This window comes from Idiomarina sp., assembly GCF_019431395.1.
Classification (GTDB): Bacteria; Pseudomonadota; Gammaproteobacteria; order Enterobacterales; family Alteromonadaceae; genus Idiomarina.
Window position 1 is genome coordinate 2,385,760 of the sequence record NZ_CP080268.1, and the last position, 14,452, is coordinate 2,400,211.

Annotated in this window: 10 protein-coding genes, 1 tRNA gene and 1 pseudogene; 10 read left to right on the forward strand and 2 right to left on the reverse strand. The window is 42.4% G+C overall.

Annotated features, from left to right (window positions below; all coding sequences use genetic code 11):
- Window positions 1-774: 774 nt before the first annotated feature.
- Together KZ771_RS11555 and KZ771_RS11560 are read right to left on the reverse strand one after the other, a co-directional pair.
- A complete protein-coding gene (locus KZ771_RS11555) occupies window positions 775-1,092 on the reverse strand; it encodes a hypothetical protein (protein WP_290569100.1) in 318 nt (105 codons plus the stop codon).
- Window positions 1,093-1,192: 100 nt separating this feature from the next.
- On the reverse strand, window positions 1,193-1,930 hold the full coding sequence (locus KZ771_RS11560; protein WP_290569099.1) for a hypothetical protein: 738 nt from the start codon (window positions 1,928-1,930) through the stop codon (window positions 1,193-1,195).
- 261 nt (window positions 1,931-2,191) lie between these two features.
- On the opposite strand from KZ771_RS11560, the gene KZ771_RS11565 reads away from it, so the two are divergent.
- From KZ771_RS11565 to KZ771_RS11610, 10 genes and pseudogenes are all read left to right on the forward strand, one after another.
- Window positions 2,192-3,208: a hypothetical protein gene (locus tag KZ771_RS11565; RefSeq protein ID WP_290569098.1), complete on the forward strand. Its 1,017-nt coding sequence runs from the start codon at window positions 2,192-2,194 to the stop codon at window positions 3,206-3,208.
- A 172-nt stretch (window positions 3,209-3,380) separates the two neighbouring features.
- Window positions 3,381-4,928, forward strand: coding sequence for an IS21 family transposase (gene istA / locus KZ771_RS11570; RefSeq protein ID WP_290569097.1), 1,548 nt, complete (start codon window positions 3,381-3,383; stop codon window positions 4,926-4,928).
- A gap of 9 nt (window positions 4,929-4,937) precedes the next feature.
- Entirely contained in the window at window positions 4,938-5,675 is a 738-nt protein-coding gene (istB, locus tag KZ771_RS11575) for an IS21-like element helper ATPase IstB (protein WP_082343291.1), read from the forward strand.
- Window positions 5,676-5,825: 150 nt separating this feature from the next.
- Window positions 5,826-6,980: pseudogene (locus KZ771_RS11580) on the forward strand (alkaline phosphatase D family protein); the annotation flags it as partial.
- A gap of 308 nt (window positions 6,981-7,288) precedes the next feature.
- Entirely contained in the window at window positions 7,289-8,188 is a 900-nt protein-coding gene (locus KZ771_RS11585; RefSeq protein ID WP_290569083.1) for a hypothetical protein, read from the forward strand.
- A 485-nt stretch (window positions 8,189-8,673) separates the two neighbouring features.
- Window positions 8,674-8,750, forward strand: a tRNA-Arg gene (locus KZ771_RS11590).
- Window positions 8,751-9,428: 678 nt separating this feature from the next.
- Window positions 9,429-11,504: a DEAD/DEAH box helicase family protein gene (locus KZ771_RS11595; RefSeq protein ID WP_290653582.1), complete on the forward strand. Its 2,076-nt coding sequence runs from the start codon at window positions 9,429-9,431 to the stop codon at window positions 11,502-11,504.
- A complete protein-coding gene (locus KZ771_RS11600) occupies window positions 11,501-11,710 on the forward strand; it encodes a hypothetical protein (protein ID WP_290653584.1) in 210 nt (69 codons plus the stop codon). The genes KZ771_RS11595 and KZ771_RS11600 overlap by 4 nt, the downstream gene beginning before the upstream one ends.
- 9 nt (window positions 11,711-11,719) lie before the next feature.
- On the forward strand, window positions 11,720-13,855 hold the full coding sequence (locus KZ771_RS11605; RefSeq protein ID WP_290653586.1) for an AAA family ATPase: 2,136 nt from the start codon (window positions 11,720-11,722) through the stop codon (window positions 13,853-13,855).
- Complete coding sequence (locus KZ771_RS11610) at window positions 13,855-14,283, forward strand: hypothetical protein (RefSeq protein WP_290653588.1); 429 nt, start codon at window positions 13,855-13,857, stop codon at window positions 14,281-14,283. Before KZ771_RS11605 ends, KZ771_RS11610 begins: the two co-directional genes overlap by 1 nt.
- The last annotated feature ends 169 nt before the right edge of the window (window positions 14,284-14,452 follow it).

Consider the following 14,452-nt stretch of genomic DNA (forward strand, 5'->3'; position numbering starts at 1 on the left):
AAAAGTGAACGTCGACAGATAAAAGGCCCAAGTGCTTACCAGAAAAAGCATAAGCAAGAGGCTTTAAAATTGCAACCAGATTTAACGCCTATTGGTGGAGTGAGGGCACAATATCAGTGTTTGCTTTTTATGTTGAGTGGCACTTCGGCCGAGAGCCGATTGGGTGAAGTGAATTAGTTCCTAAATTGTCACGGTTTAATAAGGGGGACGGATTTAATGGTTATCAGAGTCGGACTTCCTATTCTTTGAGCCGTCACGTTTGCCTTTATTGTTGCCAATGAAGATAGTTGCAGTGCCGGCAAGAAGAACGAGTGGCGCAACGCCAATCAGAATGGCTTCCCATGTAGTGAGCTCCATAAGTTGTTAACTCCTATTCCAGTATGGCATTGCAATTCTGATGTCTCTGGTATCATAAGAGACTGTTAGTCACGGTCAGTTATTTACTAGTTTAGCCAGTAAACAAACGAAATTTCAATATTGCTAAATGAGCTCAACGAACCTGGTTTGCATCTATCCGTTAGCTACGAAGACTTACCTTTTGGCTCATTGTACGGATTAAGCGTCCGTGATAATCAAGTAGCGAAGCCGCTCTTTTGCAGACTAACGCATAAGGTAAACGTTATTCCGAATCGAGCTTTCGGCATTTTTTGAAAGCGGTTAGCGTCAGGTTGGCGCTAACCGCTTTTATTCTTGCGTGCTATTTACCTTGGGCTCTTAACCTCTTGGGAAGTCGGCAGCCCAATATTGGGTGTAGAGGCTACCTTTGAGTCAAGGCTATTCATATTTCAACAGCTCCGCCAACCCCTGATCATTGTCATTGGCGTTTAGCCAATCCAGGGCCTCGTCATGCGTTTTACATTCAGCCGCTTTGCACTCCGGATCCCAGTCACGGTAATTAGAGAAAAAACGTTTCACTACCACGAAACGTCCACTCTCCGTTTTAAAAATTTTGGCAGAATGAAAAAGATTGGTATCAGGTACGGTTGCCGTGTCATAAAATGTCATATCGACCTGGTTTCCCGTTTGAGCGATTAATACGCCACGAAACTCGAAAGCTCCGGCATCAGTCGTTTGAATGCGGTATTGATTCATTATCGTTCCTCATTTTCAACGTTGTAAATAAGTCAACTAAAGCAAGGCGTGGTTAGCGAGTCATAACCACGTTTTGCCGAAGGGTTAATCGGTTTGCAATTCACTGGGCTAATGTAGTTTGCGAGCTTCTTGGAAGCTGCATCGCAATAGTGAACCGGCAATGCCTCAACTGGTATGTGCACGTGAGGAAGTCATAAATGACGCGCTTTTGAACCGGAGTGAAAGCCTTTCGAAATAAGCGGGCACTGATTTGGTCACTGATTTTTCCATACATTGAAAACCCCCAATTAGGCAGGTTCGGATTTAGCCGTCCCGCTTGTACTTTGGCTGGTAAATCGAACGCATCGAGATCCTGAATAAACAAATCAGGGTTTGAAATAAAAACAGACTCTTGAAACTCCTCATCAAGGCTTTGTCTATAAACAGGTGTATCGACTAACGAACGTTTAATCAAACCGTCATAAGTACAGTTTTCCAGTGAGTTGTGTGCGCTGTTAGCAATATGACTGGTGTCGGTGGCGGCGTTAAAAAGCCGCTCCCAAAGTGCTAAAGCGCCGAGCGAAAGCTCAGACGTATCGGCGCAAGTCATCAGATTGGGACTGAGTGTTGCCAGTGCGTATAAGTAAATGCTGTAGCCATACCCTTTTTTGCTTTGCAATGAAGCCGACTCTTGCACTCGGGCTATTGCCTCCTGTTCGATATGATAGCCGAGAGCAGCAAGGATATTGCCCGCTCGGTCAATCATCACGAACAGCCTGGCATCTTCATCGAAAAAGCAACCAACATCATCGCAAAAGACGTGGCTTGCTGTAATAATTTCATCAAATTTTGTGCTCATACGCTAATTCCTTCATTTACTATTGCGAGGTGAGTGAACAAGCTATCAAAATATGAAATTACCGCTACTTCACGCGGTGCAAATGAAGTATCGATGTAAAACAGTAACTTACAAATCTCCGGCGCGTATAAATAAAACCCGGTCAGCTAGATGCCTGATGAGTTGCACGAAGTACGCTGCTCTATTCCGTTTAGAATTAATGTCAGATAAGCTAGAGCTATTGCAACAAGGAAGAAAATGATAGAAACAAGGAGTTTAGCCATGAACAAAAAAGTCTTAGTCGGTCTATTGTCAGCAGTACTTGTCTCTGGATGCGTTTCGATGAGTGATGACCCTTACATACGCTCTTTGGGGAATGACCCGCAATCAACGGAGCTAAATGATGAGCTGACCAACAAACGCCTTTCATATATTGGCCGCTACTTAGTTGAAACAGAGACTCGCCGGGAAATTGTTGCCAATACGTATAACAAGGAATTTATAGAGTCATGGTCATCTGCTGACTACGGAACCATGACATCGATGGTGACCGATTTAGCGGTCGGGGATTTAGGCTCATCACTTGGCAGTGACTTAGGGGCGGCCGTATCGATAGGAGGTATGGTACTGGGTGCAGCTTTCTCATCGGATTACGATATCGTCGGGCAGGCCTGGTTACCGGATGACTTTAATGGCGCTTCCATCGACTCGAGCGATGAGGCTCATCAAGTCTTTTCGCAGTTCATCAATAAAAAAATAGGAGATGTTGCAGCACAATTTAATTATGAGGCAACGTGTCTTGGTCACTGTGGTGAACGCAGTAAAGCATTTCTCTTACAACGAAAAGATGCAGTCGAAGACCATCCTCAATGGGGCTATCAACCTGAGCAAATCGTGGCGCTTATTCACATCCCGGTAGAATTCGAGGCCGTTGAGGAAAATGATATTTTACCCGTCATTATCGGTGAGCCAGTGCGCTGGAAGTTACCCCCGTATTTTACGTTAAAAATGGGGTTTTATTCAGCAATCCAAACCGATGAAAATGGCGATGTCGTTGTACAGGCTACGCCCACTGAGAAGGGATACACCATCGAGACAGTCAGTACGCGCAGAGACTTATTGAAGGTTCCGCTGGGACGAATGATGATGCAATCGTTTCACGACACGCCCTATACATTTTATGCTACTGATGACGAATACCCATCTCAGCTCTATTTCAATGGTAAAGCTTACCGCTTCTTTGATGGCTCTCAACCACAGATTATTGAAGAGGAAATTACAAAACAGTGGGGCGGCTGATGCAATCGAGCGCCTTGAAAGGGAACCGGCGTTCTTGCGTATTTCGGGGTCATCCGGACATTGATTTCGGTCTGAGCCGGACAACCATTTCGGTATCATCCGGACAAGTTTTTCTTCCCTCGCTTTTCGAGTTTCGGCATAACAGAGTTTTTATCTGTGAGCCGAGGCAACCATGACTAAAGCAAAGAAAAAAGCGAGGACGGATATGCGGACTTATCTGGACATTTTTCGTTTGAAGTTTGAGCGGCGGATGACTGATCGGCAAATAGCATTAACGCTGAACATCGGTCGCTCAACCGTCAACAACATCTTGACCCGGTTCCGAAGTTTACAGCTCGAGTGGCCGCTTCCTGATGAAGTGTCACTTGAGAAGCTCGATAATTTATTGATGCCCGGTCGCAATTATCAACCGCAACGCGTGCTGCCGGACTGGCTGAAGGTACACAAGGAGCTTACCAGCCCACTCGTGACCAAGCAGTTGTTGTGGCAGGAATACCAGGCCGAATATGGTAATCAGGCTCTGGGATACACTCAGTTCTGTGAGCATTATCGCCGCTGGTTGGGTAAGCAACGTCGCTCTATGCGTCAATTACATAAAGCCGGTGAGAAGCTCTTTATTGACTTCTGCGGACCAACCGTACGCATCGTTAACCCACTCACCGGAGAATACCGCAAGGCAGCCATCTTCGTTGCCTCAATGGGCGCGTCAAATTACACCTACATCGAAGCGTGCGAAGGACAGGACTTAGAGTCCTGGCTGCTCGCCAATCGCCGCTGTCTGGAGTTTTTAGGCGGTGTGCCGCAGTTGCTCATCCCGGATAATTTAAAATCCGGTGTTAATCAGGCCGACCGCTACGAGCCGCACCTCAACGACAGCTACCGGGCGTTCAGTCAACATTATGGCTGTCCTGTCATCCCCGCACGCCCCCGCAAGCCTCAGGATAAAGGCAAAGTAGAATCCGCTGTGTTAGTGGTTGAACGCTGGGTGTTAGCGCGGCTGAGGCATACGACCTTCCACAGTATGGCGGCGTTAAATCAGGCGATAAGGTCGCTGAACAAAGAGCTCAACGAGCGACCGATGAAAAGCTATAACGGTCTGAGCCGGGCGGAGTTGTTTAAACAAATCGACGCACCCGCATTAGCACCGTTACCTGAAATGCCTTACGAGTACGCGCAGTTCAAGTTGGCAAAAGTCGGTAAAGACTACCATGTGGCCTTCGATAACCACTGGTACTCGGTGCCTCATGCGCTGGTCGGTGAGCGGGTAGAGTTAATGGTCACCCAGCGACTGGTACAAATCCATTACCGCGGTAATGTGGTCGCGACTCACATCCGAAGCAAAAAGCGTTACCAACACACCACCGAGGCATCACATATGCCCGTGGCACATGCCGTTTATAAAGACTGGACACCGGAGCGTATCCACCGCTGGGCGGCCAGCATTGGCAAAAATACCGCATTAGTGATTGAGCATATTGAGCGCTCAAAAGCCCACGTCGAGCAAGCCCAACGCAGTTGCCTGGGCCTTCTATCGCTGCAAAAGCGTTATAGCTCAGAGCGCTTAGAGCGAGCCTGCGGTATTGCTCTTGAGCAACAACACTACGCCATCCGGTTTATCCGCAACATCCTCGCCAACGGCCGGGACAGTCAATCCACTCCGGAGCCGGCTACGACTCCGACTCATCACATCAATGTGCGTGGCGCACATTATTACCAATAAGGAGCGGTAATGGATAACTTACTCAGCCAGCTGCGCCAGTTACGATTACCGGCTATGGCATCAGCACTTGAACGACAACGTGAAACACCGGGTACTTATGACGAGCTTGCCTTCGAAGAACGATTACTGCTGCTTGTTGAACAGGAGCATTTAAGCCGGGAAAACAACCGTATTACACGCCTGCGTAAACAAGCTAACCTGCGTCTGCAGGCGCAGCCTGAGCAACTCAAATACCCGGCAGCGAGGGGCCTTAGAAAAGAGCAGCTCATCCCCCTGCTTGAAGGTCATCACTTACGCTATCAGCAAAACATCCTTATCACCGGCCCAACCGGCAGTGGCAAAACGTTCCTTGCCTGCTGTTTAGGCGAGCAGGCCTGTCGGCAAAACTATCGGGTACAATATTACCGGCTTGGGCACTTGCTTGAAGCCCTGAAACTGGGTCACGTTGATGGCTCTTATCTAAAAGTGCTCAGCAAGTTACAAAAGGTCGATTTACTTATCCTGGACGACTGGGGGCTGGAAGGCTTTAAGGGAAAACAAATCACCGATCTGCTGGATGTCATTGAAGATCGCTACGAGCGACGCAGTACCATTATCGTCAGCCAGCTACCGGTATCACAATGGTATGAACTGATGGATAACCCGACCGTGGCAGACGCATTGCTTGATCGACTTATCCATAATGCGCATCGGTTGGAATTACAAGGTGAATCGCAACGCAAAAAAACACTAGCAGGTGACGCCTAAATCACGTAAAAAGAAAATCATGCGAGGTGAAATTAACTTGTCCGGATGACACCGGAACGCTTGTCCGAATGATGCCGGAATCGCTGTCCGGATAGACCGAAATACGCACCAGGAAACGTAAAAGATGAAAGACCAAAGTTTGCTTATGCTTCGTGTAATGGTTTTTCAGACTTCAAGTTAATGACCTCAACACAAGAACCATACAAATTGTGGCATAAAATGAGAGAGGAGCACGAGGCCCAGCCATTTTCTCTTATGCTATTGGGAGGAGATCAGGTCTATGCTGATTCACTCTGGACCAAAGTGAATTTACTAAAAGACTGGAATGAGCTTGGAAGTAAGGAAAAAGTAAAAAGAAAGTTCACAAATAAAATGGCAGACGCAGTTGATAGGTTTTTTTATGAACTTTACGTCGAGCGTTGGAATCGCGAGCCTTTCGCACGAATGTTAGCTGAAGTTCCGTCAATAATGATGTGGGATGATCATGATATTTTTGACGGGTGGGGAAGCTATCCCGAAGATATTCAAACATGTGACGTCTATGAGGGCATATTTAGAATAGCAAAGAAGTATTTTTCATTACTTCAAATACGTGGAGAAAACTCAACATTGCTAAGTCCAGATGGTGATCATTTTGCGATGGCAACTCAGTTCCGAGGTTATAATATTCTGAGCCTTGACCATCGTTCTGAGAGAACCAGAAGTCAAGTGATGAGCCAGACACAATGGAAGAGTATCAACGACTATTTAGCGAAAAGCTGTAATGAGGGTGACCTTCTAGTATTAAGTGCCGTGCCAGTTGTTTATAGAGACTTTTCTCTAGCTGAGAAAGCATTTGAGGCAACCCCATGGGAAGAGGAACTTACCGATGATCTCAAGGATCATTGGCGCGCCAAAGAGCATCAAGGTGAACGTTTACGCTTAGTGATGAGATTACTTGAAAACGCTAAGAGACGAAATGGTAAAACTGTAGTTCTATCAGGGGATGTCCATATAGGTTGTATGGGAGTAATTAGAGACGATATTGATACAACGCAGATTAGAATTCATCAGGTCGTATCTTCAGGAATCGTTCATCCCGCACCCTCATATATGCAGTGGTTAGGTATTTTAGCAGTAACAAATGATGATGTTGAGTATTTGGAAGAAACAAGAGCGATTACCGCAACCATGATTTCCCCTCATGGCTCGGATAAATATATTCGTGAAAGAAATTTTGTATCCTTTTCTGAAGGAACTGACCAAAAGCTTTGGATAAATTGGATATGCGACAGTAACAATAAACCTGTCTATCCTCTGCGCTAATTACCAAGCAACATCTTGAGCTTCCATGGGCAACTGTAGTGATCAATGGAACCCAAACGCGTTTACAGCTGATTTCTCGACCTTTGCCGATAGTAGGCCATAGTTAAATTGATGCGGCCGCTCACAATTGGAGTAGTTCATCAAGAAGTAGCGCGCATACCTCTGTGCTTCACTTGTTGAATGGTAACTAGTTGGCGGTGTAAGTCTCTATTCAAACGGACAGACCTCTAGAAATGCGTGATACTGCTCAGCGGATGTTTATCTTTTGTCTTTATTTTTCGATTCAACACTAACTATTATGGAGCGCTATGGATATAACGTCGGTTCTTAAAAAAAATAAATCTGAACTTGCTCTTGTTGTTGGTAACGGAATTCATCGATATAGCGGGATGGGTAATTCCTGGGAAGGACTTTTGCAAGGATTAGCTAACAAATACAAACCGGGAGTTAAGATCTATCCCCGAGGCATTTCACTCACAGAATACTACGATGTGCTTGAACTAAGCTCATCCAGACAGTCACTTCAAAGAGAATTCTGCGATCTTTTGGATAAGTGGGAACCTGCCGAGCACCATCGTAGAGTTGTAAATTGGGCACTACGTAACAGTTCTCCAATTCTTACAACAAATTTCGATAAAGTTCTTGCTGATTGTGGAGGCTTTAAAAAACGCCGAACGAAGAAAGAAAAATTTACAGCCTACTACCCGTGGGATACATACTTTGGTCAGGACAAAATAACAAACCCTTGCAAGTCGTTCGGAATATGGCATATCAATGGCATGCAAGAATACAGACAAAGCATACGACTTGGTTTAAGTCATTACATGGGATCAGTCCAGCGAGCGAGAGAATGGCTTCATCGCTATGGTAACAGACTATTCTCGGGGAAAAGCCATAATACTTGGCGGGGAGCTGATACTTGGTTACAGGTTATTTTTAGTTCCCAGTTGTTAATATTTGGCTTAGGACTCGAGGAAAATGAAGTATTTCTGCGCTGGTTACTAATTGAACGTGCTCGGTATTTTAGGGAGTACCCGAAAATGCGCAAACAGGCTTGGTTTGTGCACGTCACTAATGGCGGTCGGACTAAGCTGGAAGAAGGTAAGCAGTTTTTTCTTGAAGGCATTGGCATTAAAGTTATTACCGTTGATACATATGACGAACTCTACAGTAATGAAATATGGGGTAATAGCCAAGAAGTGGTTTAAGCCCAAATTATGGGGCTGTGTAGTGGCAGACCAAACTCGACCGCCAAGAAACAACAATTGGTTAAGCTTCCAACGGCTCATTGTATGGACAAATCATTCTGATATCGAAGTTCAAATGCTTAGAAATATTGAGATCTCAAAGGAAAACATCAGGGGCAGTTTCGAGCTTCTTAAGCGGATGACATACGTCAATTGAGGTAGAATTTTTTCCACCTCAAGACTCAGATTTTTGTCTCGGTTTCGCAAATTTTTGTTCTAAGGCAGAGGTCAAAAATCGTCGGTTTTGGGGATGGTGCTCTGTGACCAATTTTGTCGTTAATTGGTCTCAAAAGTGCGAAATTTTTAGAACGATCTAGAACAGCAACACCGTTTAATACCTTGCTAAGCCTAACTTTAACGATTTACCACCGAACCCGTGACTGCCCTCCGGAGGCAAAGGTCATTCGGAAATTAGGCACAGGTGCCAAAGGTCAAAAGCAGGAAATCCGCCCGTAGCTCAGCTGGATAGAGCGCAGCCCTCCGGAGGCTGAGGTCATAGGTTCGAATCCTATCGGGCGGGCCATTTCCTTGGCCTGTAGCGATTTTCTTCCTTCTGTATCTACTCTAAATTCTTTTCTTTGATGTCTTTTCGGTTTGACCGTTAGCTTTTGTGGCTGATTTTTAGCTGTAGCAAGGCTGTGACAAATTTGTGACAGATTTGTGCCATTAGAAATTGCGGATTTTTACTCGAACCTTAAATGTGACCTTTAACTTAAATAGGCTTTCACTTTGCTACAAACAGCTTTTGTAAACTAATTGATCAGCGTGTTCGTGGCATTCCCCATGCCTTCAAAGTGTGTATTGAATTACTTGAAATTTCCTTACTGTTCTTCCGTTTGAACTCGGTTTATAAGGCTGCTTCCATGTTTCTACCCAAAATTTGCTGCGAAGAGGGCCTGGTTCCATTTCCGCTTTTGGGCTGAGAATTGGGGATTCTACTAGTTAAGAAATCTGATTTAATCACGCTTACTTGTTTGTGTTTTAAAAGCTAACTTTGAGCGCACTTAACTTATCGCGAATTTATCAACTTTAGATCTGGCGCTTTGACGTAAGCTAAGCATTGATTGGAACTAGTGCATCATTTATGGTGTTAAGTAAGTAAGTAAGTAAGTAAGTAAGTAAGGCGTATCTTTTGGAGATACGTCACGAACTCATGGAACGGGATTCGTTTTTATACGCTACAAACTAGGACTCATTATCGATGACAACCACAAAAAAGCGGCTAGAAAAATTATCCCCTGTTTTCTTCCCTAGCGAGAAGAATATTGTTTCATCGTTATTTCTTCCTGTTGCCGAATGTTCAACAAGCTTTGATTGTTTGTCAGCGTATTTCTCGTCAAGAGTACTCGCTGAGTTGGCGGAACCTTTATCAACTTTATATCAGAATCCTCAGTCTAAAGGGCGATTTTTAATTGGTCCAAGCCTAAGTGACGAGGATAAAGAAGCGTTGCTTCAAGCCTATGACGAAGATAAATCAATATATAAATATCTTATTGGAGATATAGATATAACCAAAAACACAGTCGCTGAGTGCACTCTTGACGTGATGAAATACCTGATTTGGACAGAGCGCCTTGATATTCGACTTGTACTGATGAGACAAGGCATCATGCATGCCAAAATTTGGCTTTTCGACACCCTTTCAGGAAAAGTTGCTATTCACGGATCTGGAAATGCAACTAAATCTGGCCTAATGTCAAATTTCGAGCAACTTGTGCTAAATAGAGAATGGGAGTCAGATAGTAGCAATAAAATAGTAGAGGCATATCAATCTAGATTTAATAGCTTTTGGGAAGATGAAAGGCCCGATTCTTATACGCTGTGTTTAAATGACAAAACAATATCGGACGTAATGGGCTCAACTAGATTGCAAGTTTCAGAAAGCGAATTGCCAAAGTTAATGGATAGACTCCGAAAAAAACTAGAAGAAAAAATGGATAGAAAAAAATTAAAGGTACCAAATTGGCTAGTTTATCGGGATGGAGACTTTAAACATCAAGGTGAGGCCGTAGACTCATGGTTTTCAGCTGGAAAGCGAGGAACGCTTGAAATTGCGACAGGTGGAGGAAAAACTCTAACTTCACTTGTATGCGCTACGTTAGCGTTAGAAAAGGAGCTTTCAGCACTCTTAATTGTATCGGTTCCTAATAAGCCACTTATTAAACAGTGGGCAGAAGATGTAAGAAATTTTTCTATTGAACCAATTAGCACTGAAGGTTTGGGAACCAAAAATATTACAAGAACAATAAGGCAACTAATAAAAGAGCATGATGTTTTACCACAACAAAGTGTGATAATACTTACTCACGATGCGTTAAAAACACCTGAGATAAAAGACGTATTATCGAAATATAAAAATAAAATGATGCTAATTGGTGATGAGGCGCACAATTTAGGTACTGCATCTTTTGCAGACGACCCTCCAGAATTTATAGATTTTAGGTTAGCATTGTCAGCAACACCGGAACGGCAATATGATCAAGACGGTACTGATAAGCTGTTTCAATACTTCGGTCCGATTGTATATCGATTTCCCTTAGAAGAAGCGATTGGGAACTGTCTTGTCCCATTTCAATACGTAGCTCATAAAGTGTACTTAAACCAAGAAGAGGCTGCTCTTTGGAGAGAATATACGGAAAAGATTAACAGGCTTTCTTGGAGCGACGACAAAGAAACCAAAAAAATTGTTGAACAATTACAGATACGGCGACGAGCTATTTCAGAGAGCGCAAAGGGAAAAATATCAGCTTTTCAAAACGAGGCCAAAAATCTAAAGGATAGAGTTCACTCATTAGCATTTTGTACGGATAAAGGGCCTGAACAGTTAATTGATGTAAATGAGGTGCTTCGAAGAACGCGTTTTATTTTTCACCAAATAACGGGCGAAGAAACCTCGAATAAGAAGCTAATGGATGATCTAGTAAGAAGTTATAAAGTAGGGGACATTGAGATACTAACGTCTAAAAAAGTTCTAGACGAGGGATTTAATATCCCTCCAATTAAAACGGCATTTTTCTTAGCTAGCAGTGGAACGAAAAGAACTTGGGTTCAAAGGCTAGGTAGAGTTTTGCGTAAAAGTGAATCAACAGGAAAGACTAAGGCCATAATACACGACTTTATCGTTTTTCCTCCGGAAAATAGAAGTGATTATAATGCTCTTGTAAGCAGTGAATTGAGCAGGATTCAATGGTTCATGTCTTTAGCGTTGAAAGATAAATCGTTGAATTCTGCAATAAATATATCCAATGAACTAATTTCGGTTAAGGAATCATTATGAGTATGTCAAGAAAGCTTGTCGAGAGCTTGGTTGAAAAAGAGATTAAAAATTCCCCAGAGGCATATCAAGATCTTGATATAGAAAAGTTAACTGAATTAGCTAATCAAGCCTTTTTGATACAGGCAACACAAACAGATGATAAGTCCGTTAGAAAAAGTTTGCAAGAAAAGATAGAGCATTACAACAGCATAATGTCAGTTTCATAGGTGGATCTAATGAAATTAATCAGTGCAAAGTTTAAGAACGTTAGGTTATTACGAGATGTTTTTATAAATTTCTCTCGAGATTCCGAGAAGAAGTTAACTGTTATTCGCGCCGAGAATGGTACCGGAAAGACAACCGCAATGAGCGGATTAATTTGGGGTCTTTATGGCTCTAAAGTAATCGAAGAAAAATTATATCCTGTCTCATTGGCAGAGGACGGACAACGAGAAATTGATATTGAAGTCCAAATCGAGTTTGAAACTGAAGAAGTTATTAGTCGAAAAGGTAGAACAGCTATTAATTCTAAGGTTTATCGGCTAATAAGGAAATGCACAGAGTATGTATCTACCGATGGAAAGAAATTTGAGCGTAGTCAAGATGATGTAAGACTATACGAAAACACGGAAGAAGGGTTCAAGCCGGTAATTCAGTCAGAGATAAGTTCACGAATTGAGCGGGCTCTTCCTGAGACTTTAAAAGATATCTATTTCACTGACGGTGATAAAGCTCTTACGTTCATTGAGAGCACTGCGACTGGGAGTGAGAAAAGGTTAAGAGTGCAGAAGGCTATTGAATCTCTCCTATCTATGAAGGATTTGGAGGCTTTAATAGCCAATTTGAAAAGTGTAAAACTTGGGTTTCTGAGAAATATAGATAAGTCAGATTACGGTCAGAAGCTCATTGAAGTAGAAACGAAGATAAACGATAACGATGACTGGATTCGCGGGAGCGATATTGAATTAAAAGAACTATTAACTGAAAAAACTAAGTCTGAAGATGATTTGGTTAAACTGAAGAAGGCAATAGAAGAGCAGTTAAAACTCGGGAATAAAACTGCTTTGGGGAATGAGGTCAACACTATTAAACGGCAAATCGAATCAGCACAGGAACTTAAAAGTAATTCGATCAAATCTTTATGTACATTATTAAATAGTCAAAGCTTACATATTAACTTGATTGAGAAAAAGTTAGGTAAGGCATCAAGAATACTAGTCGATATGAAGGCAAGAGATAACTTTCCTAAGCAATTCATTCCCGTCCTTAACGATATATTAGAAAGAGGGGAGTGTCTTTGTGGCGCGGCTCTGACTAATGAGACCAATATAGGGGAAGAAAAGAGAAGCTACATAGTTAACGTTATAGAAGAAAGTAGAGAAGTGGACTTACTGAATAATAGAGCTTCAAATTTGTATTTTTCATCTTCAATGTATTCAAGTGAGCAGCTGAATGGTGGCTGGAAAACTGAATACGATGCGCATACTAAAAATTATTTTAATTCGGACTCATCATTAAGGTCATCAATGGAGCTTTTAAGAAAAAAGCAGGCGATGATTGATGAAATTAATGATGAACTTTTGATAGAGCTCAGAGATCAGGAAAAGATTGTAACCGAAAAATTGAGAGAGATAACTAAATCTATTGTAATTACACAAGATGAGATGCAGAGACTAAAAGAAAACAATTCCTTATTAAAAAAGGATGCGGAAGTTTATTCTAGTAAATTAAACAAGAAAAATACCGCCGATGGAAAGCATAGGCTTACCGAAGCATTGACTAGAGTTTATGAAAATATCTTTCAAGAAATAAAGACAACTGAACTAAATAATGTGAGCGCGGAAATGAATAGAATATTTCTGTCAATGATCGGTGCAGAAAGCGGAATGAATCCAAATGGCGTCATCAGGCGAGCTGAGTTGAGTCAGGATTTTGATATCAAAGTGTATGGTCCAAGTGATCAACCTTTAAATCCGGATACAGAACTTAATGGGGCTTCACGTAGGGCTATATCGTTATCTTTTATCCTTGCTCTAACAAAAGTTAGCAACGTACAAGCCCCTAATATTATAGATACGCCATTAGGAATGACGTCAGGCTTGGTCAAGGCTTCTCTTCTTGAAAATTTAGTTAAAGAAGGCTCTCAAGTCGTAATGTTTTTGACTTTCGATGAGATAAAGGGAGTTGAGTCATTATTGGATGAATATGCTGGGGAATCTGTGACACTGTCTTTTTCTGGGCATTATCCAAGAATGCTTCGAAATGAACCTGAGGAATATGGCGTTACTTCAATTTGTGAATGTAACCATAGGCAGTTCTGTAATATTTGTGAACGAACAGATCAAACAAATCTTGTTTCTAGGAGAAGTTAATGGAGAATATTTTTGCGCAGTACCAAATAGAAATGCCTAAGGCCTACCAGGAACAAATAAGAAACTTTGTATCGACGGGTAGCCAAAATCAATCTCGTGAGAATTCTCCGTTCGATAGGCAAATAGACTTTTGGTTTATGGCATTATGTCTTGCCTTCAATAAGGGACTAACTCCAATGAAGGAAAAAAATACTTATAACGCTATAACAGCTGAAATTCTAAATCGTAACCCTCATCGAGTAGCCCAAATGCAGATGATTGCTTTAGCTGAAACGGAAGATCCTAATATTTTGTTAGATCCCAAAAGAATGCTTGATCTATGCGTGGGCTTAGCAAATGCCGGTATTCCAATGTTGTTAAAGATTCTATCTGAGACTGAGGCTACCCCTCTGTGGAATATCTACTATGAGCTTGAGGAGTTAGCTTAAACGCATTGCCAATTTATATAAAATGTCGGATTTTATGCTGCGTGGTAAGTTGGTTTCATAATAGCAGCAAAATTTTTATCATAAAAAACAAAGAGTTACTCTGTTTTTTTCTTCGGTTTTATGCTTTATTTTTGCCGGTGCACCATGCACTTAGTGATTTGAAAATTTA